This is a genomic window from Burkholderia sp. USMB20 (genome assembly GCF_000949135.2).
Lineage (GTDB): Bacteria > Pseudomonadota > Gammaproteobacteria > Burkholderiales > Burkholderiaceae > Burkholderia.
On record NZ_JTAN02000004.1, the window covers coordinates 59,203 to 82,481 of the forward strand.

Annotated in this window: 24 protein-coding genes and 1 pseudogene; 11 read left to right on the forward strand and 14 right to left on the reverse strand. The window is 68.2% G+C overall.

What is annotated here, in order from left to right; genetic code table 11:
* Positions 1 to 217 precede the first annotated feature (217 nt).
* The gene (locus PL79_RS07500; protein WP_044848730.1) at positions 218 to 1,465 is read left to right on the forward strand and encodes an ROK family protein; all 1,248 of its coding nucleotides are present in this window, start codon (positions 218 to 220) and stop codon (positions 1,463 to 1,465) included.
* The gene (locus PL79_RS36065) at positions 1,452 to 1,610 is read left to right on the forward strand and encodes a hypothetical protein (protein ID WP_193759820.1); all 159 of its coding nucleotides are present in this window, start codon (positions 1,452 to 1,454) and stop codon (positions 1,608 to 1,610) included. The genes PL79_RS07500 and PL79_RS36065 overlap by 14 nt, the downstream gene beginning before the upstream one ends.
* Here the strand turns inward: PL79_RS36065 and PL79_RS07505 are convergent.
* Positions 1,541 to 2,072, reverse strand: a pseudogene (locus PL79_RS07505) (sulfonate ABC transporter permease); the annotation flags it as partial. The gene PL79_RS36065 and the pseudogene PL79_RS07505 overlap by 70 nt on opposite strands.
* Before the next feature lie 80 nt (positions 2,073 to 2,152).
* Entirely contained in the window at positions 2,153 to 2,407 is a 255-nt protein-coding gene (locus tag PL79_RS36545; protein WP_063927853.1) for a hypothetical protein, read from the reverse strand.
* 244 nt (positions 2,408 to 2,651) lie between these two features.
* Here PL79_RS36545 and PL79_RS07515 point away from each other — a divergent pair, with 244 nt between their 5' ends.
* From PL79_RS07515 to PL79_RS07525, 3 genes are all read left to right on the forward strand, one after another.
* Complete coding sequence (locus tag PL79_RS07515; protein ID WP_044846687.1) at positions 2,652 to 3,596, forward strand: metallophosphoesterase family protein; 945 nt, start codon at positions 2,652 to 2,654, stop codon at positions 3,594 to 3,596.
* A gap of 47 nt (positions 3,597 to 3,643) precedes the next feature.
* Positions 3,644 to 3,985, forward strand: coding sequence for a cupredoxin domain-containing protein (locus PL79_RS07520; RefSeq protein WP_044846686.1), 342 nt, complete (start codon positions 3,644 to 3,646; stop codon positions 3,983 to 3,985).
* A gap of 123 nt (positions 3,986 to 4,108) precedes the next feature.
* A complete protein-coding gene (locus tag PL79_RS07525; RefSeq protein ID WP_044846685.1) occupies positions 4,109 to 5,248 on the forward strand; it encodes a patatin-like phospholipase family protein in 1,140 nt (379 codons plus the stop codon).
* A 48-nt stretch (positions 5,249 to 5,296) separates the two neighbouring features.
* On the opposite strand, the gene PL79_RS07530 is transcribed toward PL79_RS07525, so the two are convergent.
* Positions 5,297 to 6,001: an SDR family oxidoreductase gene (locus tag PL79_RS07530; RefSeq protein WP_044846729.1), complete on the reverse strand. Its 705-nt coding sequence runs from the start codon at positions 5,999 to 6,001 to the stop codon at positions 5,297 to 5,299.
* A 120-nt stretch (positions 6,002 to 6,121) separates the two neighbouring features.
* On the opposite strand from PL79_RS07530, the gene gcvA reads away from it, so the two are divergent.
* From gcvA to PL79_RS07545, 3 genes are all read left to right on the forward strand, one after another.
* Positions 6,122 to 7,021 carry a transcriptional regulator GcvA gene (gene gcvA, locus PL79_RS07535; protein WP_044846684.1) on the forward strand — a complete coding sequence of 300 codons (900 nt, stop codon included), beginning with the start codon at positions 6,122 to 6,124 and terminating at the stop codon, positions 7,019 to 7,021.
* Between the two features lie 122 nt (positions 7,022 to 7,143).
* Positions 7,144 to 7,452, forward strand: a complete 309-nt coding sequence (locus tag PL79_RS07540; protein WP_044846683.1) for an ArsR/SmtB family transcription factor — start codon at positions 7,144 to 7,146, stop codon at positions 7,450 to 7,452.
* Between the two features lie 71 nt (positions 7,453 to 7,523).
* Positions 7,524 to 8,585, forward strand: a complete 1,062-nt coding sequence (locus PL79_RS07545; protein WP_044846682.1) for an alkene reductase — start codon at positions 7,524 to 7,526, stop codon at positions 8,583 to 8,585.
* A gap of 15 nt (positions 8,586 to 8,600) precedes the next feature.
* Here the strand turns inward: PL79_RS07545 and PL79_RS07550 are convergent, their stop codons facing one another.
* Positions 8,601 to 9,128: a GNAT family N-acetyltransferase gene (locus PL79_RS07550; RefSeq protein WP_044846681.1), complete on the reverse strand. Its 528-nt coding sequence runs from the start codon at positions 9,126 to 9,128 to the stop codon at positions 8,601 to 8,603.
* Positions 9,129 to 9,211: 83 nt separating this feature from the next.
* On the opposite strand from PL79_RS07550, the gene PL79_RS07555 reads away from it, so the two are divergent.
* Positions 9,212 to 9,823 carry a LysE family translocator gene (locus PL79_RS07555; RefSeq protein ID WP_044846680.1) on the forward strand — a complete coding sequence of 204 codons (612 nt, stop codon included), beginning with the start codon at positions 9,212 to 9,214 and terminating at the stop codon, positions 9,821 to 9,823.
* A 40-nt stretch (positions 9,824 to 9,863) separates the two neighbouring features.
* The gene (locus PL79_RS07560; protein WP_052664733.1) at positions 9,864 to 10,202 is read left to right on the forward strand and encodes a hypothetical protein; all 339 of its coding nucleotides are present in this window, start codon (positions 9,864 to 9,866) and stop codon (positions 10,200 to 10,202) included.
* Between the two features lie 114 nt (positions 10,203 to 10,316).
* On the opposite strand, the gene PL79_RS07565 is transcribed toward PL79_RS07560, so the two are convergent.
* Positions 10,317 to 11,237: a phosphatidylinositol-specific phospholipase C gene (locus tag PL79_RS07565; protein WP_153227283.1), complete on the reverse strand. Its 921-nt coding sequence runs from the start codon at positions 11,235 to 11,237 to the stop codon at positions 10,317 to 10,319.
* A 6-nt stretch (positions 11,238 to 11,243) separates the two neighbouring features.
* Between PL79_RS07565 and PL79_RS07570 the strand changes: the two genes are divergently transcribed.
* Positions 11,244 to 12,266, forward strand: a complete 1,023-nt coding sequence (locus PL79_RS07570) for a LacI family DNA-binding transcriptional regulator (RefSeq protein ID WP_044846679.1) — start codon at positions 11,244 to 11,246, stop codon at positions 12,264 to 12,266.
* Positions 12,267 to 12,275: 9 nt separating this feature from the next.
* Here the strand turns inward: PL79_RS07570 and PL79_RS07575 are convergent, their stop codons facing one another.
* From PL79_RS07575 to PL79_RS07615, 9 genes are all read right to left on the reverse strand, one after another.
* Positions 12,276 to 13,136, reverse strand: coding sequence for a carbohydrate ABC transporter permease (locus PL79_RS07575; RefSeq protein ID WP_044846678.1), 861 nt, complete (start codon positions 13,134 to 13,136; stop codon positions 12,276 to 12,278).
* On the reverse strand, positions 13,133 to 14,002 hold the full coding sequence (locus PL79_RS07580; RefSeq protein ID WP_044846677.1) for a carbohydrate ABC transporter permease: 870 nt from the start codon (positions 14,000 to 14,002) through the stop codon (positions 13,133 to 13,135). Before PL79_RS07580 ends, PL79_RS07575 begins: the two co-directional genes overlap by 4 nt.
* A 34-nt stretch (positions 14,003 to 14,036) precedes the next feature.
* Positions 14,037 to 15,275, reverse strand: coding sequence for an ABC transporter substrate-binding protein (locus tag PL79_RS07585; protein ID WP_044846676.1), 1,239 nt, complete (start codon positions 15,273 to 15,275; stop codon positions 14,037 to 14,039).
* A gap of 193 nt (positions 15,276 to 15,468) precedes the next feature.
* A complete protein-coding gene (locus PL79_RS07590; RefSeq protein WP_044846675.1) occupies positions 15,469 to 16,677 on the reverse strand; it encodes a porin in 1,209 nt (402 codons plus the stop codon).
* A 176-nt stretch (positions 16,678 to 16,853) separates the two neighbouring features.
* A complete protein-coding gene (locus PL79_RS07595) occupies positions 16,854 to 17,792 on the reverse strand; it encodes a helix-turn-helix domain-containing protein (RefSeq protein WP_044846726.1) in 939 nt (312 codons plus the stop codon).
* Between the two features lie 60 nt (positions 17,793 to 17,852).
* Complete coding sequence (locus tag PL79_RS07600; protein ID WP_044846674.1) at positions 17,853 to 18,443, reverse strand: DUF3156 family protein; 591 nt, start codon at positions 18,441 to 18,443, stop codon at positions 17,853 to 17,855.
* On the reverse strand, positions 18,440 to 19,942 hold the full coding sequence (locus PL79_RS07605) for an APC family permease (protein WP_044846673.1): 1,503 nt from the start codon (positions 19,940 to 19,942) through the stop codon (positions 18,440 to 18,442). The genes PL79_RS07600 and PL79_RS07605 overlap by 4 nt, the downstream gene beginning before the upstream one ends.
* A gap of 252 nt (positions 19,943 to 20,194) precedes the next feature.
* On the reverse strand, positions 20,195 to 21,535 hold the full coding sequence (locus PL79_RS07610) for an aspartate aminotransferase family protein (protein WP_044846672.1): 1,341 nt from the start codon (positions 21,533 to 21,535) through the stop codon (positions 20,195 to 20,197).
* 106 nt (positions 21,536 to 21,641) lie between these two features.
* Positions 21,642 to 23,144: an aldehyde dehydrogenase family protein gene (locus PL79_RS07615; protein WP_044846725.1), complete on the reverse strand. Its 1,503-nt coding sequence runs from the start codon at positions 23,142 to 23,144 to the stop codon at positions 21,642 to 21,644.
* Positions 23,145 to 23,279 lie beyond the last annotated feature (135 nt).

Consider the following 23,279-nt stretch of genomic DNA (forward strand, 5'->3'; position numbering starts at 1 on the left):
CATCGCGAGCCAATGCCCGCAAGGCATTCAGATCCGGCCCCATAAATCAGAATTTGTGCCGGTAAACACCTGACCGATCAAGACCTGGCACCCGCCATCTTCCGCAAGCATGTCTTTCCGGGGTTTACCTAACTGACTGGACGCCGAGCGCATGCTTAAATAAATCAACTTGATTTATTTAATGCGCCGAAAGCGGCGCCACATGGAGGGAGACGCCATGCGAAGCCCGCACATCGGCCAGGGCAGCAACTCGGTCAACGTGCGCCGTTACAACGAGCGCCTGCTGCTGAAGACGCTGCGCCGTACCGGCAGCGCGTCGAAGGCCGACCTCGCCCGCCACGCGAACATGACGAGTGCGGCTGTCGGCGGCATCATCGCGTCGCTCGCCGACGCGAAGCTGATCGAATTCGCCGGCCGCACCGAAGGCCAGCGCGGCCAGCCGGCGTCGCTGATTCGTCTCGATCCGAATGGGGCATTCGGCATCGGCGTCCGCATCGACCGCATGCGCATCGAAACGGCGCTGGTCAACTTCGCGGGCGAGATCATCGGCTGCCGCTCCCACGACACCCTGCTCCCTCCGCCCGCGACCGTGCTCGAACTGGTTCGCAGCGACATCGAAGAGATGCAACGGCTGCTGCCCGCGCAGGATCGCGATCGGCTGGCGGGCGTCGGCGTGGCCCATCCGTTCAACCTGGGAAGTTGGCTGCGCGAACTCGGCCTGCCGGCCGAAGCCTTCCGCGCGTGGGCCGAGATCGACCTGGCCCGGGAACTCGCCAATGTCATTCCGCTGCCGGTGTTCAGCGAAAACGACGGCAACGCGGCCGCGATCGCCGAACTGTTCTATGGCTGCGGCCGGCAACGCGACAATTTCGTCTATCTGTTCCTCGGACCGGTGATCGGCGGCGGCATCGCGATCGACGGCGACTGCCTGCACGGCCGCACCGGCAACGCCGGCGATTTCGCCGTGATGCCCGTACACCCGAGCCGCCTGCCGTCGGCGCCCGCGCCGCACGGCGCGTGGGACATCCTCCTGACGCGTGCGTCGTTGAGCGCGCTGATTCGTCATCTGCGCCATTGCGGCGAGCGGGTCGAGAACCGCGCGGATCTCAACGACTGCATCGCACGCAACGTGCCGGCCGTCGACGAATGGATCGACGATTGCGTCGATGCGCTCGCGTTCGCGCTGCGCGGGGCGCTATCCGTACTCGATTTGCCGGTCGTCGTCCTTGATTCGGACGTTGACGCCGGCCTGCTCGACACGCTCATGCAACGCCTGGGCGTGGCGCTCGCCGACATCACGCCGGAAGCCCGCAGCGCGCCGGAACTCGTGCGCGGCTCGTTCGGCGCCGACGCCGGCGCGATCGGCGCCGCGACGCTGCCGATGTTCTTCAACTTCTCTCCACGCTCCGGCATCCTGCGCGGTGCAGGCCTGGATACGCAAGAGGTCGCTTATGTCGCGTTCTGAGTCCCCCCGGCCGCTGCTCGAGATGCGCGGCATCAGCAAGACCTTCCCGGCCGTGCGCGCGCTCGACAACGTCAGCCACGGCGTCAGGTGGAAGCCGCGCGACACTTCGCTCAGGTCGCGCGGCACCGTGCGCAGCGACTGGTAGAAGCTGAACGTCATGTTCCACGCCTGGCTCGTGAAGATCGCGAAGATCGCCGCGAGCTCGGCGCCGAGCACGCGGCCCGGGAACAGTGCGAGGAAGAACGTGACCGTAAACGAGATATAGCCGAGCACCGGCACCGACTGCAGGATGCGAGGATCGGGATCAGCACCATGCCGGCACGGCGGCTTTCGCGCGGCGTGCCGTTTACAAGCGTGATACCAGCGACGCGACCATCGCCGGCGAGCATCCGCAGGTGGTGCCCACGCAGTATTCGGGCAGGTCGACGGGCGAGCGAGATCTTCTGCGTCTGCAGCACGGCGATCGGCGCCATTGCGATGAACGCCGACGATCGCCATTGCGAGTATCCGATGATCAGCGGAAACGCGACCGCATCCCAGCGGTTGGGAGCACGCGCCACGCGGACGCGTTGGCGGTGCGATTCGGATCGAAGAAACTGATATCCATCGGTAGCGTCTTGGTCGAATTGAAAATCGATGGGATCGGCCGCGTGACGCGCGGCCGGATGCGCCGTTAGCCGGCGCGGCTCAGAACGGCTTGTGGCGCGCCCGGTACAGGACCGCCGAACGCGCGATCGACGCAGGCAAGACCAGCACCCGCGCGACGGCGGGCAGCATGATCGGCAGGACCGAACCCTCCTTGACCGGACCGGGATCCGCGCTCAGCTGAACGCCGACGTAGACGACGCCGCAGGCAACGATCGGCAAGAACGGCGCGAAGCCGATGGTGCGCGTGCGATGACCGCCCGCACCGCTGGTTTCCGTTGCCGCGAGATTCGGCATGAGGGGCTCCGGAGAAGTGATTCGGTGTCGCAGGCTATCGGGCGGACATGACGCAAACGTGACGTGTCACTTACAGGACATTGACAGGTCATCCGCCGGTGGTCCGTCATTGCGCCGCAAGCCGCGAGCAACCTCGCAACGCGCGGGAATAAATCCGCCGCCGCAGCGGTATGGCATACGAAGGCGCCGGCTTATTCCAGGACGATCCGGCCGTCCGGTTCCGTCACACGAATGCGAGGCTCACATGTCTTCATCGAATCCCACCCGCCCGTCGCGTCGCAAGGCCCTGCAATGCATGGCGTTCGGCGGCCTCGGCACGCTGTTTACGCTGTCGGGCGGCATCCTGACGCCGTTCGACCTCGCGCTCGCGCAAAGCGGCGCCGCACTCCCCGCGGACAAGGGCCGGCCGCTGTTCGTGCAGATCAGCGACACGCACATCGGCTTCAACAAGGACGCGAATCCCGACGTCGCGGCCACGCTGCGGCAGACCATCGAGCTCGTCAACGCGATGCCTGCCACGCCCGCGCTCGCGATCCATACCGGCGACATCACGCACCTGTCCAAGGCAGCGGAGTTCGACCAGGCGTCGCAGCTGCTGTCCGCGCTGCGCGTGCCGGAGCTGCATACGGTGCCCGGCGAACACGACGTGACCGACGGCTCGGGTGCCGAATATTTCAGCCGCTTCGGCAAGGCGTCGGACAACCGCGGCTACTACAGCTTCGATCACGCGGGCGTGCACTTCGTCGCGCTCGTCAACGTGATGCACTTCAAGCCGAACGGGCTCGGCAGCTTCGGCGACGAGCAGCTCGCGTGGCTCGCGCAGGATCTGAAGGGGCAATCGTCGAGCACGCCGATCGTCGTGTTCTCGCACATGCCGATGTGGACCATCTACGAGCCGTGGGGCTGGGGCACCGGCGACGCACCGCAGACGATGGCGCTGCTGCGCCGCTTCGGCTCGGTCACCGTGCTGAACGGGCACATTCACCAGATCGTGTCGAAGGTCGAAGGCAACGTGACGTTCCACACCGCGCGCTCCACCGCGTTCCCGCAGCCGACCGCCGGCAACGGCCCCGGCCCGGTGCCGCTCACCGTGCCGCGCGACCGGCTGCCCGCGATGCTCGGCGTGACGACCGTCGACTTCGCCGGCCATCCCGTGGCGGCGTCGCTGCGCGACACGACGCTGGCCTGATCCCTCGCCTGATCCCTCGCCCGATTCCGCTACGCAAGGAGACCGACATGACCTTCCTCAAGCCCTCGACGCTGCTGGCGGCGCTGACCCTGTGCGCGGCCGCCGCCGGCACGCCGCTCGCCGCATTCGCGCAACCCCCGGCCGGCCCGCTCGTGACGATCCACAACTTCATGTTTTCGCCGATGTCGACCACGATCAAGGCCGGCACGACGGTCACGTGGAAGAACCTCGACGCGGAACCGCATACCGTCGTCAACGACGCGGGCATCTTCCATTCGAACGCGCTCGACCAGGACGAGACCTACTCGTTCCGCTTCGACAAGCCGGGGGTCTACAAGGTGTTCTGCGGGATTCATCCGTACATGAAGGAGACCATCACCGTGGAATGACGCGGCGCAGCGCGCCGCACCATGCGCGCGAAGATCCGGCACCGCAGAGCGACGCCCGCCGATCGCCTACACTGGTTCCAACCGGCCGGCCCCCGCCGGCCGTCACCGACCACGAGGCAAGCGATGACGGCAAGTCAACCCGCACACCCGAAGCTACCCGGACAGGTCGTGCTCGTGCTCCAGGGCGGCGGCGCACTGGGCGCATACCAGCTCGGCGTATTCGAGGCAATGGACGCGGCGGGCATCCAGCCAGACTGGGTAATCGGCACGTCGATCGGCGCGATCAACGCGGCGCTGATCGCCGGCAACGCTCCCGCGCGCCGCGCGCAACGAATGGCCGAATTCTGGCGCCACGTCACCGAACGGCCCGCCGTGACCGTGCCGGGCTTCCCGACGAGCTGGGACAAGATCGGCTCGGAACTCGCGGTGATCGGCGCGGGCCTCACGGGATTCTTCCGGCCGAATCCCGCCGCGTGGCTCGGGCCGCTCGCGCGGGTCGGCGTCGAGCACGCGTCGTACTACGTGGTCGAGCCGCTGCGCGACACGCTCGCGTCGCTGATCGACCTCGACCTGCTGAATGCGTGCCGGCCGCGACTGACCGTCGGCGCGGTCAACGCGTGCACCGGCACGATGCGCTATTTCGATTCGCGCGACCGGCCGCTCGACATCGACCACGTGATGAGCTCGGGCGCGCTGCCGCCCGCGTTCCCGGCCGTGCGGATCGACGGCGCGCCCTACTGGGACGGCGGCATCTATTCGAATACGCCGGTCGAGGTCGTGCTCGACGATGCGCCGCGCCGCAGCTCGATCATTTTCTCGGTGCAGATGTGGAATCCGGTCGGGCCCGAGCCGCAAAGCATCTGGCAGGTGTCGGAGCGGCAGAAGGACATCCAGTACGCGAGCCGCACGGACGGCAACATCGCGCGGCAACAGCAGATTCACCGGCTGCGCCACGTGATCAAGGAACTGGTGATGCGGCTGCCGGAGGCGGAGCGCACGTCGGCCGACGTGCAGGCGCTCGCCGCGTGGGGCTGCCAGACGACGATGCACGTGATCAAGCTCGCAGCGCCGCGGCTCGACGGCGACGATCAGTGGAAGGACATCGATTTCACGCCGGACGGCATCGCGGCGCGCCGGCAGGCCGGGTTCGACGCGACGATGGAGGCGATCGCCGCGCGACCGTGGGATCAGCCGATGGACCCGACGGAAGGGCTCAGCGTCTGGAGCCCGGAAGAGAACCGGATCGGCGAACGGCACAACTGAGGCAGCCGGCGCAACGTCCGCGCGCGCACCGCCCTGCCCGGCAGCGGCTTAAAGCGCACGGACGATGCCGCCGTCGACGCGAATGTTCTGCCCGGTGATGTAGCCGGCGCCTTCCGACAGCAGGAACGTCACGGTCTGCGCGATCTCCTGTGTCTTGCCGAAACGGCCGACCGGAATGCGCGCGACGATTTCGGGCGTCTCCGGCCAGCTATCGATGAAGCCGGGCAGCACCGAATTGATGCGGATGTTGTCCTTCGCGTACCGGTCGGCGTACAGGCGCGTGAACGCACTGAGCGCCGCGCGCAGCGCGGACGACACCGGCATCGCCTGCTCGGGCGCGTCGGCCGCGAAGCTCGAAATGTTGACCACCGCACCGCCGCCCTGCTTCAGGAAGACCGGTGTCACGCGGCGCAGCACGCGCGCGACGTTGAGCACGATCAGGTCGAGCCCTTCGTGCCATTTGTCGTCGTCGATCGAGAGCAGGTCGCCCTTCGGCGGATGCCCGGTATTGTTGACGACCGCATCGATACGGCCGTACTTCGCGAGCGTCTCGTTCACGAAGCGCGCGATGTCGGCGTCTTCGGTGACCGACCCCGCCACGCCGAACCCGCCGAGTTCCTTCGCCAGTTCGACCGCGCTGCCGGACGGCGACATCAGCGCGACGCGATAACCGTTGCTCGCGAGATCCCGCGCGATTGCGGCGCCCATACCCTTGCCCGCCGCCGTCACCAAAGCCACTTTCTCTACAGTCATGCTGTTCTCCTGGATGGGTCGGCGCAGCGCCGCGATCATCGTCTATGGCAGCACTGTAGGACTCTATAATCGGCTTGTCGAACCATGATTTCTCCACCCACCCTGTAGAATTTCTACTGCATGAAGGCGCTATCGCGTACCCGCCGGTTCCCGCCGCTCAATGCGCTTCGCGCGTTCGAGGCCGCCGCGCGACACCTCAATTTCCGGCTGGCCGCCGACGAACTCGGCGTGACCCAGGGCGCGGTGGCGCAACAGGTCAGGCATCTGGAGGACGTCGTGGAGGTTCAGCTGTTCCGGCGACTGCCCAGGGGGCTGGCGCTGACGCGCGAAGGGCTCGAGTATTTTTCGTCGGTCCAGCGTGCGCTGCAGATCATCTCCGACGCCACGGACGCGCTCGGGCAGCGCCCGACGGTTCTGGCGGTCAGCACGACGCCGTCGTTCGCGTCGAAGTGGCTGATTCCGCGCCTGTCGGACTTCGGCCGACTGCATCCCGACATCGAGGTGCGCGTGATCGCCGACGAAAGGCTGGCGTCGTTCCGGGCCGACGGCGTCGACATCGCGATTCGACTGAGCAAGCCGCCGTTCCCGGCCGGCCTGGTCGCCGAGTTGCTGTTTCCGCTCGACATCTTTGCCGTCGCCAGCCCGAAACTGCTCGACAGCGGCTCGCCGATCCGGACGCCCGCGGACCTCGCAAAGCACGTGCTGTTGCACGACGCGCACGATCTGTGGCCCGAGTTCATCGACAAGCTCGGCGGCAAAGGCCGGGCCGATCCGACCAAGGGGCCGCGGTTCAGCCAGTCGCTGCTCGCGATCGACGCCGCGGTCGCCGGCCAGGGCATCGCGCTGACCAGCGAGCCGCTGGTCGAACGCGATATCGCGGAAGGCCGGCTGCGGCGCGTGTTCGACTTTTCGTTTCCGATGTCGCTCGGGTTTTACGTCGTCTTTCCGCAGGCCAATGCGCATTCGGAGGCGCTCGATGCGATGCGGCGGTGGCTGTTCGCGCAGTACGGGAACGGGTGACACGCTGAAGTCCGACCGATCAACAACCCCACTTCCATCAGTGCCTTCGCACGTATCGTTATTTTCCGATATATGATTCGCCCATCGACGATACCCGTTTGCCCCGAACATCACGCCCTTCCATGCCGACCGAACTCGACATCGACGCGATCCTGAAAGCGCTCTCGAACCCCGTGCGCCGGGAAATCCTCGTCTGGCTGAAAACGCCGGGCGCGCATTTCCCGGAGCAGACGCTGCCGTACGACCACGGCGTCTGCGCCGGGCAGATCGACGCGCGCTGCGGGCTGTCGCAGTCGACGGTTTCCGCGCACCTCGCGACGCTGCAGCGCGCGGGGCTCGTGACGTCGACGCGGATCGGCCAATGGGCGTTCTTCCAGCGCAACGAGGCCGTCATCGACGCATTTCTCGACGCCCTGCGTCGCGAACTCTGACCCAGGCCATGCGGGCCACCCGCCGCGCACGACGCGACGGCCATCCCGTCTTTCGTGAAGAGGTTATCTCCATGCCCACCCTGTTCGACCCCGTTACCCTCGGCGACCTGACCCTGCCGAACCGCGTCGTGATGGCGCCGCTCACCCGTGCCCGCGCCGGCAGCGCGCGCGTGCCCAACGACCTGATGGCCCGCTATTACGCCGAGCGCGCGTCGGCCGGCCTGATCATCAGCGAAGCGACTTCGGTCACGCCGCAGGGCGTCGGCTACGCGGACACGCCGGGCATCTGGTCCGACGAGCAGGTGGAAGGCTGGAAGCGCGTGACGCAGGCCGTGCACGCGGCGGGCGGCCGCATCGTTTTGCAGCTCTGGCACGTCGGCCGGATTTCCGATCCGGTGTTCCTGGACGGCGACCTGCCGGTCGCGCCGAGCGCGATCGCCGCAGGCGGTCACGTGAGCCTCGTGCGGCCGCCGCGTCCGTACGTGACGCCGCGCGCGCTCGACATCGATGAAATTCCGGGTATCGTCGCCGCGTACCGCAGGGGCGCGGAAAACGCGAAGAAGGCGGGCTTCGACGGCGTCGAGATCCACGGCGCGAACGGCTACCTGCTCGACCAGTTCCTGCAGGACAGCACCAACCTGCGCACCGACGCGTACGGCGGCCCGATCGAGAACCGCGCGCGCCTGCTGCTCGAAGTGGTCGACGCGGCGATCGACGTGTGGGGCGCGGGCCGTGTCGGCGTGCACCTCGCACCGCGCGGCGACGCGCACACGATGGGCGATTCCGACCCGGCCGCGACGTTCGGCTACGTCGCACGCGAACTCGGCCGCCGCAAGATCGCGTTCATCTTCACGCGTGAATCGTATTCGGGCGACCAGCTGAGCCCGCGTCTGAAGGAGGCGTTCGGCGGCCCGCTGATCGCGAACGAGCAGTTCACGCTCGAATCGGCGCAGGACACGCTCGCGAGCGGCCACGCCGACGCGATCGCGTGGGGCAAGCTGTTCATCGCGAATCCGGACCTGCCGCGTCGACTCGAACTCGGCGCACCGTTGAACAAGCCGGTGCCGGAGACGTTCTACGCCGAAGGCGAGACGGGTTACACCGACTACCCGGCGCTCAGCGACGCGGCCTGACGGCCGGCGGCCCGTTCATGCGCGCACGTCCGCGCGCATGAACACGCGCTGCGTCTCGTCGAGCCCGCGTGCAACGTGATGCGCGCGGATCGCATGCAGCGTGTCGTCGAGCGATGCGTCGTCGATGATGTCGAAGCCCAGGCGCGCGTAGTACGGTGCATTCCACGGCGCGTCGCGAAACGTCGACAGCACGACCTGCGCGATGCCGTCTTGCGCGGCGCGCATCATGATCCGTTCGATCAGGCGCGCGCCGATCCGCTGCCCCGCATGCGACGGCGCGACGTCCAGCTCCTCCAGATAAAGCCGCTGCGCATCGAGCAGCCGGTAGAACGCGAAACCCACGCAGGCCCCCGCTTCGTCCGTCGCCACATACGCGCGACCGTCGTCGATGCGTGCGAGCACGTCGGCCGCATCGGTCGGCTCGCCTTCGGCGATGTCGGACATGCCGATGTCGCGAAAGCGCTGGGCGGCGGCCACTTCCACGGCGGCCATCGCGGCTGCGTCTTCCCGCGTGGCGGGACGAATCCGGATCGATACTGTCATCACGACGAGGTAGGCAGGCAGGAACGGCCGTCACTATAATCGAAACTTCATACCTTTCGAACGCCTTGCCCACGAGGTTCGCCATGACGCTGTCCGCGCTCGCCGTGTTCGCCATCGCCCTGCTCGTCACCGCCGGCACGCCCGGCCCGAGCGTCGCCGCGCTCGTCGCGCGCGTGCTGACGAACGGCGTGCGAGACGTGCTGCCGTTCCTCGCCGCGATGTGGATCGGCGAGGCGCTGTGGCTCACGCTGGCGGTGGCCGGGCTGTCGGCGTTCGCACGCACGTTCGAGACGGGCCTGCTCGTGCTGAAGCTGCTCGGCGTCGCGTACCTGCTGTTCCTCGCGTGGAAGATGTGGACCGCGCCGACCGACACGCAGGCCGGCGACCTGCCGCGCGGCCAGTCGCCGTGGCGCATGTTCGTCGCGGGCACGCTGGTCACGCTCGGCAATCCGAAGATTATGCTGTTCTATCTCGCGCTGCTGCCGACGATCGTCGATCTGACGCATGTCGGTGTGCTCGCGTGGGCCGAGCTCGTCGGCACGATGCTCGCGATCCTGATTCTCGCCGACTGCTTCTGGTCGCTGCTCGCGGTGCGTGCGCGCGCATTTCTGACGTCGGCACGCGCGAAGCGGGTCGCGAACCGCACGAGCGCGACCGCGATGGCGGGTGCGGCGGTGGCGATTGCGACGCGGTAGTCCGTCGATCGCACACCCTACCGCTCTCTGCAGACCTGCGATGCCGCAACTCGAGAAAATTCCCGCGGCACTTGCCGCACTGTCGATTTCTCGTCGCGAGATCGTGCTTCCGCTCGACGCCGCGCTCGAATGCATTGACTATTGCGAGCGTCATCGCATTCCGATCTATGGTTGGGAAGGTTGGGTCCTGACTGCCGACGGACGTGTCGGACATGGCAGCGCTCCGCAGGGCACCGTGAGTCTTGATGATTGGCCGCTGGCGGAGGCCACCGCGTTCTGCCGCAGCACGATGGTGTCCGAATCGAAGGTGTGGCACAACGAATACCCCGGGACAACCGACCAGCTGCATTTCTGCATCACGATCGGCGACACGTACTGATTGCCCCACCCGCGCGATCGGTCCTCGATATCGACGGCGTCTCGAATGCCACGCATTTCACCTTTCTCAGGCAGTGCCCCGATCAGCTAGTTCGCGATCGTCAATGCGAATGCGCTAACAACCCACCGACCTGCGCCTGCCACCCGCCACAGGCACATCCTCATTACACTCAACCAACGCCCGCACCAGCGCCCAGTCATCGTCGTCGCAGAAATCGAGGAGCATCGCGCCGCACGGCCCGCGCGCTTCGCGCAACCGCGCCGCGAGCCGCGCCTGAATCCCGACCACCCTGCCGTCGCCGCGCGCGACCACCGACGGATTCGCGCCCATTCCCGTGCCGCTGCAGAAATTGATCGCCCAGCGCCCGCTCTCCGGCGACGGCATGCGGCTCAGCAGCGCATCGATCACACGCCACTTGTAGTGGATCGACCCGGCGACAGGCACACGGTATTCATCCTGGATCACGAACGCCGCATCCGGATGATCGACCGTAAACGTCGCATTGTCGGGCCACGCGGTCAGGTCGATGCCCAGCGGCCGGCTGCTGCGGAACCGCCGCAACAGCACCATCGCGCCGCGCACGTCGCCGAGCGCCGGCAGCGCGCCGCCCGCATGCCAGCGCAGCCGCGGATGCCGCGCGCAATGCGCATCGAACGTCGCGTCGAAACTGCGCGTGCACGCATGCGCCGGCCATTCGTCCTTCACCGACATCACGATGCATTCGCGCGGATGCGCATCGAGAAAGCGCGTGCAGTCCGCGAGCACGTCGTCGAACGACAGGCCGAGCGCGATGCCGCCGTGATGGATGTCGAACGTATCGCCCCGGTGCCGGCAGCGAATGTCGAGCAGCCGCACGCCATGCGCGAGCTGCGCATCGAGCGGCGCGCGCTGCGTGCGCACGAGCGGATCGTCGACCGTATACGCACAGGTGTCATGGCTGCCCGGTAGGGTCAGCGTATGCAGCGGCCGCGCGTCGTCGAGCGCCGACATCCAGTCGGCCAGCGGCGTGGAGGCTTCGTGTCGCGAAGGGATCATGAATCGATGACTGACAAGGAAAGAAAGACATGGGTGACCGCGTCGGATGTCGCCGTGCGGGCCGGCGTGTCGCGCTCCGCGGTGTCGCGCGCGTTCTCGCCGACGGCGAGCATCGCGCCCGAGACGCGCGAACGCGTGATGGCGGCCGCGCGTGCGCTCGGCTACCAGGTCAACCTGATCGCGCGCGACATGATCACGCAGCGCAGCAGCATGATCGGCGTCGTGACGGCCGGGTTCGAGAATCCGTTCCGCGCGCGGCTGCTGTCGGACCTGATGGCCGCGCTCGGGCAGCGCGCGTTCACGCCGCTCGTGACCAATGCGGACGATCCGCATCAAGTCCGGCAATCGCTCGAACGGCTGCTCAGCTACCGGATCGCGGGCCTGGTGATGACGTCCGCTTCGCCGCCGCTGTCGGTCGCACGACAGTATCTCGACCACCGGATTCCCGTCGTGATGATCAACCGCGAAGCGAACCTGCCGGGCGCGGACGTCGTCGTCAGCGACAACGCCACGGGCGCCGTCCACGCGGCGCAACGGCTCGTGCGGGCCGGCGCGCGCCGGCTCGCGTTCGTCGGGCCGCGCACCGCGAGCTACAGCGCACGCTCGCGCGCGGATGCGTTCGAGCAGGCGCTGCAATGCGGCGACGCGTACGATGCGGCGCTCGTCCGCGTGATCGATACGGACTCCGACACGCACGCATGCGGCCTCGACGCCGCACGGCAACTGTTCGCGACGGGCGAGCGGCCGGACGGTGTGTTCTGCTCGTCCGACCTGCTCGCGCTCGGCATGATCGACGCCGCGCGCGACGCCTTCGGCTTGCGCGTGCCCGACGACCTGCGCGTGATCGGCTTCGACGACATCCCCGCCGCCGCATACGACGCCTACCGGCTCTCGACGCTGCGCCAGGACACGCAAGGCCTCGCGCACGCGGCCGTCGACCTGCTCGCCGACCGGATCCAGACGTTCGACGGCGCGTCGCGCACGCGGGTCGTGCCGGTTACGCACGTGGTGCGGCATAGCTGCGCGTAACGCGTCGCGTCACTTCAGCCCGCCGGCGAAGCCGCGCAGCAGGTAGCGCTGCACGTAGCCGGCCACCGCAAGGGTCGGTAGCGACGCCAGCAGCCCCGCGCTCATCAGGTCGCCCCAGTCGATGCCGTTCTCCGTCACGTAGCCGGCAATCGCAAGCGGCAGCGTGAAGCGGCTCGGCGTCGACACGAACAGCAGCGCGATCAGGAACTCGTTCCATGCGGCGATGAACACGAAGATCGCGGTCGCGATCAGCCCCGGCGCGCACAGCGGCAACACGATCTGCACGAGCCGCCGCGCGAGCCCCGCGCCGTCGATGCACGCGGCCTCCTCGTATTCGACGGGCACGTCGCGCACGAACGCGAGCAGCATCCAGATCGCCATCGGCAGCGCGTAGATCTGGTAAGCAAGCATCAGCCCGAGCGTCGAATCGAGCAGATGCAACCGCTTCGCGAGCGCGAACAGCGGCACCGCGATCGTGATCGGCGGCATCAGCTTCAAGGCCAGCACGAGCATCAGGAACAGCACATCCAGCCGCGCCGGAAACCGCAGCCGCACGAGCGCGTATGCGGCCGGAAACGCGAGCGTCAGCGCGAGCAGCGTCGTGCCGAACCCGACCAGCAGCGAATTGGCGAGCGGCGCGCCGATACCGTTCGACCACACCGACGCGAAATGCTCGAACGTCGGTGCAGCCGGCCAGATCCGCAGCGGATGATCGAGGCGTTCGAGCGTCGGCATGAACGCCGCGCCGGCCATCCACAGGCACGGCAGCAGCAACAGCGCGAGCGCAATGATGCGCAGCGCCCACGGCGCGGCATGCGCGAACGCGGCACCCTTTCGCGCGTGCGCGAGGTACGCGGATCGCGCCGTCATGCGCGCCGCTTGCGAACCGTCTGCCATACGTACCCCGAAACGAGCAGCGCGGACGCCGCCAGCATCAGCACCGACGCGGCGCTCGCCGGCCCGACGTTGAAGAAGCGGAAGCCCGTGTCGTAGATGTAGGTCGACAGCGTCTGCGTCGCGTTGCCGGGGCCGCCGCCCGTCAGCGCGTAGACCTTGTCGAACAGCTTGAACGTGTCGATCGAGCGCAGCAGCAGCGCGAGGCCGATCTGCGGCGCCGCGAGCGGCAGCGTGATGTCGCGCAGGCACTGCCATTCGCTCGCGCCGTCGGTGCGCGCGGCTTCGTACAGTTCCTGCGGGATCGATTGCAGCCCGGCCAGCACGATCAGGAACGCCATCGGCGTCCACTGCCACACGTCGACGAGCGCGAGCGACCACAACGCAAGATGCGGATCGGACAGCCAGCGCACGCCTTCGACGCCGAACGCGGCGAGCAGCGCGTTCAGGAAGCCGTCGAAGTTGAGCCAGTTGCGCCAGATCGCCGAGCACACGAGCGTCGACAGCATCATCGGCAGGATCGCGAGCGGCAGCGCAATGCGCCGCCCCGGAAACGCGCGCACGAACAGCAGCGCGAGACCGAAGCCGAGCGCGACCTCGACGAGCGACGCCGCGATCGTGAAGCGCAGCGTGTTGCCGAAACCGGCCGCGAACGCGTCGTCGCCGAGCACCGCGCGATAATTCGCGAGCCCGATGAACGCGCGCCGGCCGGCCGTATAGTCGACCTGGCAGAACGAGTCGATCAGCACCTGCGCGACCGGGTACAGCGCGAGCGCGGCCAGCACCAGCAGCGCGGGCCCGAGCAGCGCGACGAACGGCAGGCCGCGGCCGAGGGCTTTCATGCGCGGTTTCCGGACGATGCGTGGCGGCGTGCCGTCATTTGCCGGCCGCGGCCATCGCCTGCGCGATCTTCTGCTGCGCCTGGCGCAGCGCGGCGTCGGGAGCGGCCTGCCCGGTCAGCGCGAGCTGCAGCTGGTCGCCGAGAATGCTCTCGACCTGCTGCCAGTCCTTCACGCGCGGCCGCGCACGGCCGGCCTCGAGCGCCTTCAGCTGATCGGGGTACCAGCGGTACTGGCGCACCAGCGCCGGATCGGCGAACACGCTGCGGCGCGTCGGCGGAATGCCGATCCCGGCGAGACGCGTTTGCGTGTCGCGCGAGCTCAGGTAGGCCAGGAAATCCTGCGCGAGCTTCGCGTGCGGCGCATCCTTCGGAATGCCCATCTGCCAGATGCCGAGCATCGGCGCCGGGCCGGCCGTCTGCCCGGGCGGCGGCTGCAGCGCGATCTGCCCGACCACGCGCGACTGCTTCGGATCGTCGAGCGCCGGGATCCACGCCGGCCACACCTCGATCGACTGCGCGGCCGTGCCGCGCTGCAGTGCGTCGCGCACCTCGGCGGCGCCGTACACGTCGACGTCCTTCGGCGCGGCGGTCTTCAGCGCAAGGAAAGTCTTGAGCGCGGCCTGCGACTCGCGCGAATCGATCGTCACGTTGCCGGCACGGTCGAACACGTCGCCGCCGTAGGCCCACAGGATCGGCAGGAAGCCCGTCACGACCGGGTTGCCCTTGGTGCCGCGGAACACGACGCCCGACACGCTCTTGTCCGCGCCGCCGATGGTCTGCGCGATCTTCAGCACGTCGTCCCAGTTGCGCGGCGGCTGCAGCTGGTACTTCGCGAGCAGGTCCCTCCGGTACGCGAACATCTCGACGTTGCCGACGATCGGCAGCGCGTACAGCGCGCCCGCCGCGTTGCGGCCGAGCGCGACCGCGGACGGCACGAGATCGGCGTCGGCGAGCGCGGCCGGCAGCGGCTTCAGCCAGCCGTTGCCGATGAATTCGGGTGCCCACGTATCGTCCATCATCACGAGGTCGTACGTGCCGGTGCCTTCGCGCATCGACAGCTTCAGCTTCTGGTACAGGTTCGCGTTCGGCAGCTTGAGCAACTCGATGTCGGTGCCCGGATGCAGCTTGGTGAAGCCGGCGACGGCGTCGGCCAGCCCCTTGCCGTAGATGTCGTCGCGGCCCGCGATGACGAGGTCCGCCGCGAAGGCGTGCGAGGCGGCAACGGACAGCGCAACGGCGGCGGACAGCCCGCGCAGGCGGCTCAGCAGGGTCATGTGGTCTCTCTCGATCGGCGTGGTGGCGAGCCGCCGGGCGCTGCACACGTGTGCAACGCGGGCGACGCTTCGGGCGGCCTGAAGCGAACGCCATTGTTCACGTCGATCGTTAAGAATTTGTGGCACGCGGCGAAAGCGGCCGGCGGTGCGGCCGCCCGCCCCGCCCGCCGCCCGTGCCGTCGTGTGCGTGCCGTCAGAAGTTCACGCGAATCCCGGCCATCACCGCGAGCTGCCGGCTCGAATTGCTGTTCGCGAGCACCGGAATCTGCGCGTAGTTCACCGCATTGCCGTTCGCGTCGGTGCCGAGCCCCGTGCCGCTCGCGATCTGGCCGATCGCGACCGCATACAGCGCGGTGCGCTTCGACAGGCTGTAGTTCGTGCCGACGTTGACCTGGTGAAAACGCGTCGTGCCGCGGCCGTCCGTGTGCGCGGCGTTGAAGATGTACGCGACGCCGCCCTGCAGCGCGGGCGTGAACATGTACGTGACGTTCAATTCGCCGATGTCGAACGTGAACGCCTGCGTGCGCGGCTGCGCGCCGGTCGAGAAATAGCGGCTGTCGCCGAGGCGCGTGTGCGTGTAGGTCAGTGCGACCGTCGCCGCGCCGAGCGTCACCGAGCCGCCCGCGCCGAACGCGCGCATCGAGCCGGCGTCCTGCAGCAGGCAGTACATCGCGCCCGGGTTGCTGCACGCGAAGTCGCCGATATAGCCGCTCGCGCCGCCGAGCGCCGCGTCGAGCGGCTGGTGCAGGTCGAGATAGCCGACCGAGAACGCGACCGGCGCACGCGTGTAGGTCGCGGCGACCGCATAGCCGCGCTTCGCGGAAAAGTCGCCAGCCTGGCCGCCGAAGCTGAACGTGCCGCCGAACGTCAGGCCGTTGAAATCCGCGCTGGTGAACTTCACCGCGTTGTTGAAGTTGAACGCGGCGTTCAGGTTGTCGACATCGCCGAGGTGCGAGCCGTACGGCGTCGCCCAGTTGTTGCTCGATACGTATGCGCCGAGCATGTCCGTGTACGAGTCGTATTGCCGGCCGAGGCCGAGCGTGCCGATCGCATCCTGGCGCAGCCCGACCCACGCCTGCCGGCTGAACGCGGTGCCACCCTGCAGCGCCTGCCCGTTCGCGGACAGGAACTGCTGCTCGAGCGAAAACACCGCGTCGAGCCCGCCGCCGAGCGGCTCGGCACCCTGAAATCCGAAGCGGGACGGCACGAGGTTGCCGCCGCCCATCTGCCATGCATGGCCGCCGCCCGTGCTGCCGTCGGCGCGCGTGAACTGCTGGTTCGTCGAATAGATGATGCCGGTGTCCACGGTGCCGTACAGCGTCACGCTGCCGGAGGTCTGCGCGTGCGCGTGCATGCAACCCAGCGTGGCCGCGGCCGCGGCCAGTCTTCGTCCGATCTTCATGTCCCGTCCCTCTGTTGTCATCGATTCGCAGTGCGAACCGATGGTGTTGTCGATTTCGGTGACAGGACTCTATCCAGCGAAAATTCGGGACCCCTATCCCAAATCAGCAAATGGTGAAGCGAACGGAACGGGCGACACGCGACGCCGCCCGGCGGCGCCGTCGCGATGCGAAGACGTCATTCGGGGCGCAAGGTTTGCGACGGCAGCTCGCCGAACAGGTCGCGATACTCGCGCGCGAAATAGCCGAGATGCGTGAAGCCCCAGCTCGCGGCGGCCTCGCCGACGCCCAACTGATGCGCGGACGTCGTGCGCAGCAGGCGCCGCACCGCATTCAGCCGGATCGTGCGCAAATAGCCGACGGGCGTGACATCGGCGACGCGCTGGAAGCTCGTCTGCAGCGTGCGGCGGCTGCAGCGCAGCGCGCGGCACAGCTCGAGCACGGTGACGGGTTCCTCGGGCCGGTCGCGCAGGTGTTTCTCGCAACGGCTGACGATATCGCTGTAGGTGGCGTGCGTGATGTCGCGGCGCTCGACGCCGATGCCCTGCTCGAGCGCATCGAGGAACATGCCGAGCATCGTGTCGCGGAACATCTTGCGGGTGGCCGCGTATTCGAGGCAGCCGGGGTTGCGCTGCGCGTCGTCGATCAGCGACGACAGCCGCGCGCCGAGCGCGACGCCTTGCGCGTCCGACAGCCGCGTGACGTGCCGCAGCTTGCGCGCGCCGGCTGCGCCGAATTCGGCCTCGCAGAGCTCGTCGACCATGTCCGACGCCGCGCTGATCCCGACCAGTCCCATCCCTTCCGGCGTATGGAATTCGAAATCCTCGCCGGCGCGCAGCGCGAGCAGCGCATAGCCGTCGACCGGCTGGCTCTGGAACGTGCCGGCGAGCGGCACCGACAGCGGCACCGCGAGCGACGTGCGCCCGGCCGGTGCGAGGCCGGTTTGCGCGACACGCCGGTTGGTCGTCTCGCGGAAGAAATGGAAATCGTCGTACAGCACCTGCGTGACGGTGCCCCTGAAGCGGCCCGGCGTCATCTGGCGGTAGACCTGATGCCAACCCGCGATCGCGAGCCCGTGGTCATGCACGTCTTCGTGTGAGCGTGACTGGAACAGCATCGGCATCTCCGGTAAAACCCTGATTCCACGCTGCGGCCGCACGGCGCGCAGCGCCACAGCTTACCCCCGCAAAATTCCGCGCAGTGCAGTTTCGAATGCAAGACAGGCCGCCGACAGCGCGGCGGCCTGCTCGCCGGTCACGCGCACGTAGCGGCGAAACGACGGCATCCGGTTCACGACCTCGCTGCCGCCGAACGGCACGACGGCGAGCGTCCAGCGGCCGTCGTGCGCGGCGATCGTACAGTCGGTCAGGTGCAGCGGGCGCAGCGCGTCGGCGAGCGACGAATCGGCGACGAGTGCGGCCACCGTCCGCGCGAATCCGGGGTCGCTTCCCGGCTCGGGCGCGGCCACGATGCCGGTGCGCCGCAGCCAGCCGGTCTGCAGCACGCGTGCAAGGCCCTGCGCGGCCGGGCCGTCCGCGCTGATCGACACCTGCACGCTGACCGTATGCATCAGGAACTGGCGGTCGACGTGTTCTTCGATGCTCACGCGCACGCCGTTCGGCAGCCGGGCCAGGATTTCGGCAGCGCCGCCGTTCGCGTCGCGCACCGCACCGAGGTCGACGAGCACGCGTGCGGCGATCGCGCCGGGCCGGTGGCCGGGCGGCGGCGCGTCGGGCGCCGCGCGCCAGCGGGCGAGCACGGCCCTCACGATGCGACGTGCTCGTTGCGCAGCACTTCCTCGACCGGCACCGGCCTGAACGGATGCCGGCGCTGCACGACGAGCGTCCAGAACAGCGCGTACAGCGCGGTGAGCCCGAGCATCACGCCGAACGGCACGTAGATGTCGCGCGCGTTCATGCCGGGCGGCGTGATGTACCAGATCGCGAGCACGATGCCGACGCTCGACACGATCTGCGGCAGCGGGAACAGCGGCGATCGGTACGGGCGCGGCAGGTCCGGGCGGCGGATGCGCAGCATCACCACCGACGCGGTCACGAGCAGGTATGCGGTGCCCCACGCGCAGGTCGCGGCGAGCACGAGATGCAGGATGCTGTCGAGATTGCCGTTGATCAGCCACGCATGGAAGATCGGCACGACCGCCGCCGCGACAATGCCGACCACCGGCGTCTTGAAGCGCGGATGCAGATACGCGAAGCAGCGCGGCAGCGCGCCGTCGATCGCCATCCCGTACAGGATGCGCGGCAGCCCGGCCATCAGCGTGTTGATCGTCGCGGCGCCCGCGCACAGGAACGCGATGCCGAACCAGATGCGGCCGAAGGGCCCGAGCACCTGCAGCGCGAACGCGGGAATCGCGCCCGGCGTGTCGAGCAGGTGCGTGAGGCCGTCCGGGCTCACCGGCACGTTCGCGACCTGGCGCCGGATCGCCGCGCCGTACAGGAACATGCAGATCGCGACGCCGACGAGGCCGAGCGCCATCGCGCGCGGAATCGTGCGGCCCGGCGCCTTCATTTCCGGCGCGAGCGGCGTGACAAACTCGCAGCCGACGAACATGAACATCGCCATCCCGACCAGCGACAGCACGGCCGGCACCGACGTGCCGACTTCCGAGCCGCCGAACCAGCCGTCGAGATGCACGGCCGGCGCGGCCGCGAGGCCGAGGATGCCGAAGATCATCAGCGACAGCCACATGCCGGCCGTCAGCACGATCTCGAGCTTGCTGAACACCTTGATGCCGATGATGTTGGTGATCGCGAACGTGACCACGAGGCCGACGCCGACGAGCCACGAGCTGTTGTGCTTCTCGAGCGCGGCGTTCAGCGATTCGAAGTTCACGAGCGCCATGATGCCGCTCAGGATCGTCTCCGCCGTGCCGGCGAACACGTGCACGAGGAAATACGCGGAAATCGTGCCGGTGATCGCCCAGAAGCGGCCGAGCCCGCACGACAGGTAATCGTAAACCGAGCCGGCCGTCGGCAGCATCGCGGCGGCTTCGGAGAACGTCGTCGCCTGCGCCTGCATCATCACGAACGCGATGATCATCGCGACCGCGAACGCCCAGCCGCCCATCCCGAAGCCCGAGGTCGCGGTGAGAATCACCGGGCTCGCCATGATGAGGCCGACGGCGCTCGCCAGCGCGGTCGGAAACCCGACCGCACCGGCCTTCAGCACCGTGCCGCCGCCCGCTTCAGCCGACGCACCGGCGGGCGTGTCGCCCGCTGCGCCGGTCATTCCAGACCATCCCGACATCTTCGTCTCCTTCCCTTTTCGGGCCGGAACCGGCGCTGCGGCGCCCGCTCCGAGCCATGCTTCGCGGTCGGCCCGGGGCGGCGCTCAAGCGCCGGCACCCGGGCCCCTGTCGATCCAAACCTGATCCGATGTCGAAAAAATACGCAGGCAAAATAATCCGGTCATAGCGCAAATCGGCAAACCGGCGGTGGCGAACGGGTTATCCCGCCCTCCACCGCCGGTTCGGCGTCATGCGCTCATGCCGTCACGGCCTCATGCGAACGGCACGGCCTCGAAGCCCGCCGCGAGCGCGTCGACGATCCGGTCGAGCTGCTCGCGCTGGATCACGAGCGGCGGCGACAGGATGATCTTCGTGCCGACCGGCCGCACCAGCACGCCGTGCTCGCGCGCCACTTCCGCGACCGCGTTCGCATAGCCGGACAGCGGGTCGATCGGCTCGCGGGTCTGCTTGTTCGCGACGAGATCGAGCGCGAGCATCAGCCCCTTGCCGCGCACCTCGCCGACCGCCGCGAAGCGTTCCGGGAACGACTGCAGCGCTTCGAGCAGATACGCGCCCTGCTTCGCCGCGTTCGCCGGCAGGTCTTCCTTCACGACGATGTCGAGGCTCGCGATCGCGGCCGCGCAGGCGACCGGGTGCCCTGCGTACGTGTAGCCGTGCATGATCGCGCCGCCGAAGTCCGCGTTCGCGGCGAACGCATCCTCGATCCGCGCGTTCACGGCCGTCGCGCCGAGCGGCACGTAGCCGGACGAGATCCCCTTCGCGAGACACATGATGTCGGGGCGCACGCCCCAGCCGCGGCTGCCGAACAGGCTACCGCTGCGGCCGAAGCCGGTCACGACTTCGTCGGCGATCAGCAGCACGCCGTAGCGGTCGCACACCTCGCGCACGAGCGGCCAGTAGTTGGCCGGCGGCACGATCACGCCGCCCGCGCCCTGCACCGGCTCGGCGATGAACGCGGCGACCGTGTCGGGGCTCTGGAACTGGATCTCGCGCTCCAGCATTTCCGCGCAGATCCGCCCGAGTTCCTCCGGATCCTGCGTGAACGGGTTGCGGTACAGCCACGGCGTCTCGACGTGGAAACAGCCGGGCAGGTTCGGCTCGTAATTGCGGCGGAACACCGTGTTGCCGTTCACCGACGCGCCGCCGAAGTGCGTGCCGTGATAGCCCTGCTTCAGCGAGATGAACTTGGTGCGGTCGGCCTGGCCGCGCACCTTCCAGTACTGGCGCGCGATCTTCAGCGCGGTCTCGATCGAGTCCGAGCCGCCCGAGCTGTACAGCACGCGGCGCATCCCTTCCGGCTCCATCATGTCGATCAGCTTCTTCGACAACTCTTCCGCGCGCGGATGCGAGATGCCGTCGAACAGCTGGAAGTATTCGAGTTCGTCGAGCTGGCGCACGATCGCATCCTTCACTTCCTGGCGGTTGTGCCCGACGTTCACGTTCCACAGGCCCGCGACGCCGTCGACCAGCTGCTTGCCGGTTTCGTCGAACACGTAGCAGCCGTCGCCGCGCACGATGCGGATCGGCTTGCGCTGTTTCATTTCGTTCGGGTGCAGCATCGGGTGCCAGAATTTCGCTTCGTTGTAGCTCATTGCAATCTCCACTTTCGGATCGTTTGAACCTCGATCGTCCGGGGTCGGGGTTCGAGGTTTTCGGGTTGTTCGCGGGGTTCGTGGTGTTCGGAGCAGGCGCCGCGCGTCAGTGCGCGATGCAGACGGATTTGGTTTCGGTGAAGCCTTCGATCGCGTACTGGCCGAACTCGCGGCCGATGCCCGATTGCTTGTAGCCGCCGAACGGCATCGACGGGTCGAGCGGAATGTGACAGTTCACCCACACGGTGCCGGCCTCGATCTGCGGCACGAGGTTCATCACGCGCTTCAGGTCGTTGCTCCAGATGCTCGCGGCGAGGCCGTACGGCGACGCGTTCGCGAGTCGCACCGCGTCGGCCGCATCGTCGAACGGCACGACGACGATCACCGGGCCGAACACTTCGTCGCGCACGATCGCGCTGTCCGGATGCGGATCGGCGATCACGGCCGGCTTCACGTAGTAGCCGGGCAGGTCGTCGGCGGGCGTGCCGCCCGCGAGGAACGTGAGGCCCGCGCGGCGTGCGCCTTCGATGTGCTCGACGACCTTGTCGCGATGGTGCGCGGAGACGAGCGGGTTGATCTGCGCGGTGGTATCGAGCCCCGCGCCGAGCTTCATCGACTGCGCGACGCCCGCGAGGCCGTCCGCGAGCTGCGCGAATTTGCTGCGATGGACGTAAATGCGCGACGCTGCCGCGCATACCTGCCCCTGGTTGAAGAACGCGCCGGCGGCGACGCCGTCGAGCGCCTGCGCGACGTCGACGTCGTCGAGCATCACGATCGGGTTCTTGCCGCCGAGTTCGAGCGAGAAGCGCGTCATGTTCTGCACGGCCGCCGCGCCGACCAGCTTGCCGGTCGCGGTCGAACCCGTGAACGAGATCTTCGCGATCGACGGATGGCTCGACAGCGCGGCGCCGCACGTGCGGCCGCCGGTAACGACGTTGAACACGCCGGGCGGCACGCCGGCGTCGAGGGCGAGTTCGGCGAGACGCAGCGCGGTGAGCGGCGTTTCCGGCGACGGCTTCAGCACGATCGTGCAGCCGGCCGCGAGCGCCGGAATCAGCTTCCACACCGCGATCATCAGCGGGAAATTCCACGGCACGATCGCCGCGACCACGCCGACCGGCTCCTTGCGCGTATAGGCCGTATAGCGGGCGCCGGGCGGAAACGGGATCGACACGTCGAGCGTCTGGCCGGTGATCTTGGTCGCCCAGCCGGCCATGTAGCGCACGTATTCGACGCTCGCGCCGACCTCGATCGCGCGCGACACGTGGATCGACTTGCCCTGGTTCAGCGTTTCGAGTTGCGCGAGCGTTTCGGCGTCGGCCTCGATCAGGTCGGCGAGCTTCAGCAGGATGCGCTCGCGGTCCGCCGGGCGCAGCCCGCTCCACACGCGGGTGTCGAACGCCTGCTTCGCGCTCGCTACCGCGCGGTCGACGTCGTGCGCGTCGGCATCGGCGACCGTCGCGAGCCGCTCGCCCGTCGCCGGGTCGTACACGTCGAGCCGCGCGGGCGAGTGCGCGCGCTGCATGGCGCCGTCGATGAAAAGGCCGAAGTCGCGTGCGACGAAGGTACGCACGGTGTCGCTGACCGCGACGAAGTTCGTGGTGCTCATGGGCGTCTCGATGATTGTCATGACTGGGCCGCGTGCGCTTCGGCATGCGGGTGTCGAACCACTGTATCGACGGGGGATCGCGCCCGGTGAGCGCAAATTGGCAAGCGCGTGCGGGACCGGAACGCGGGTGACTCG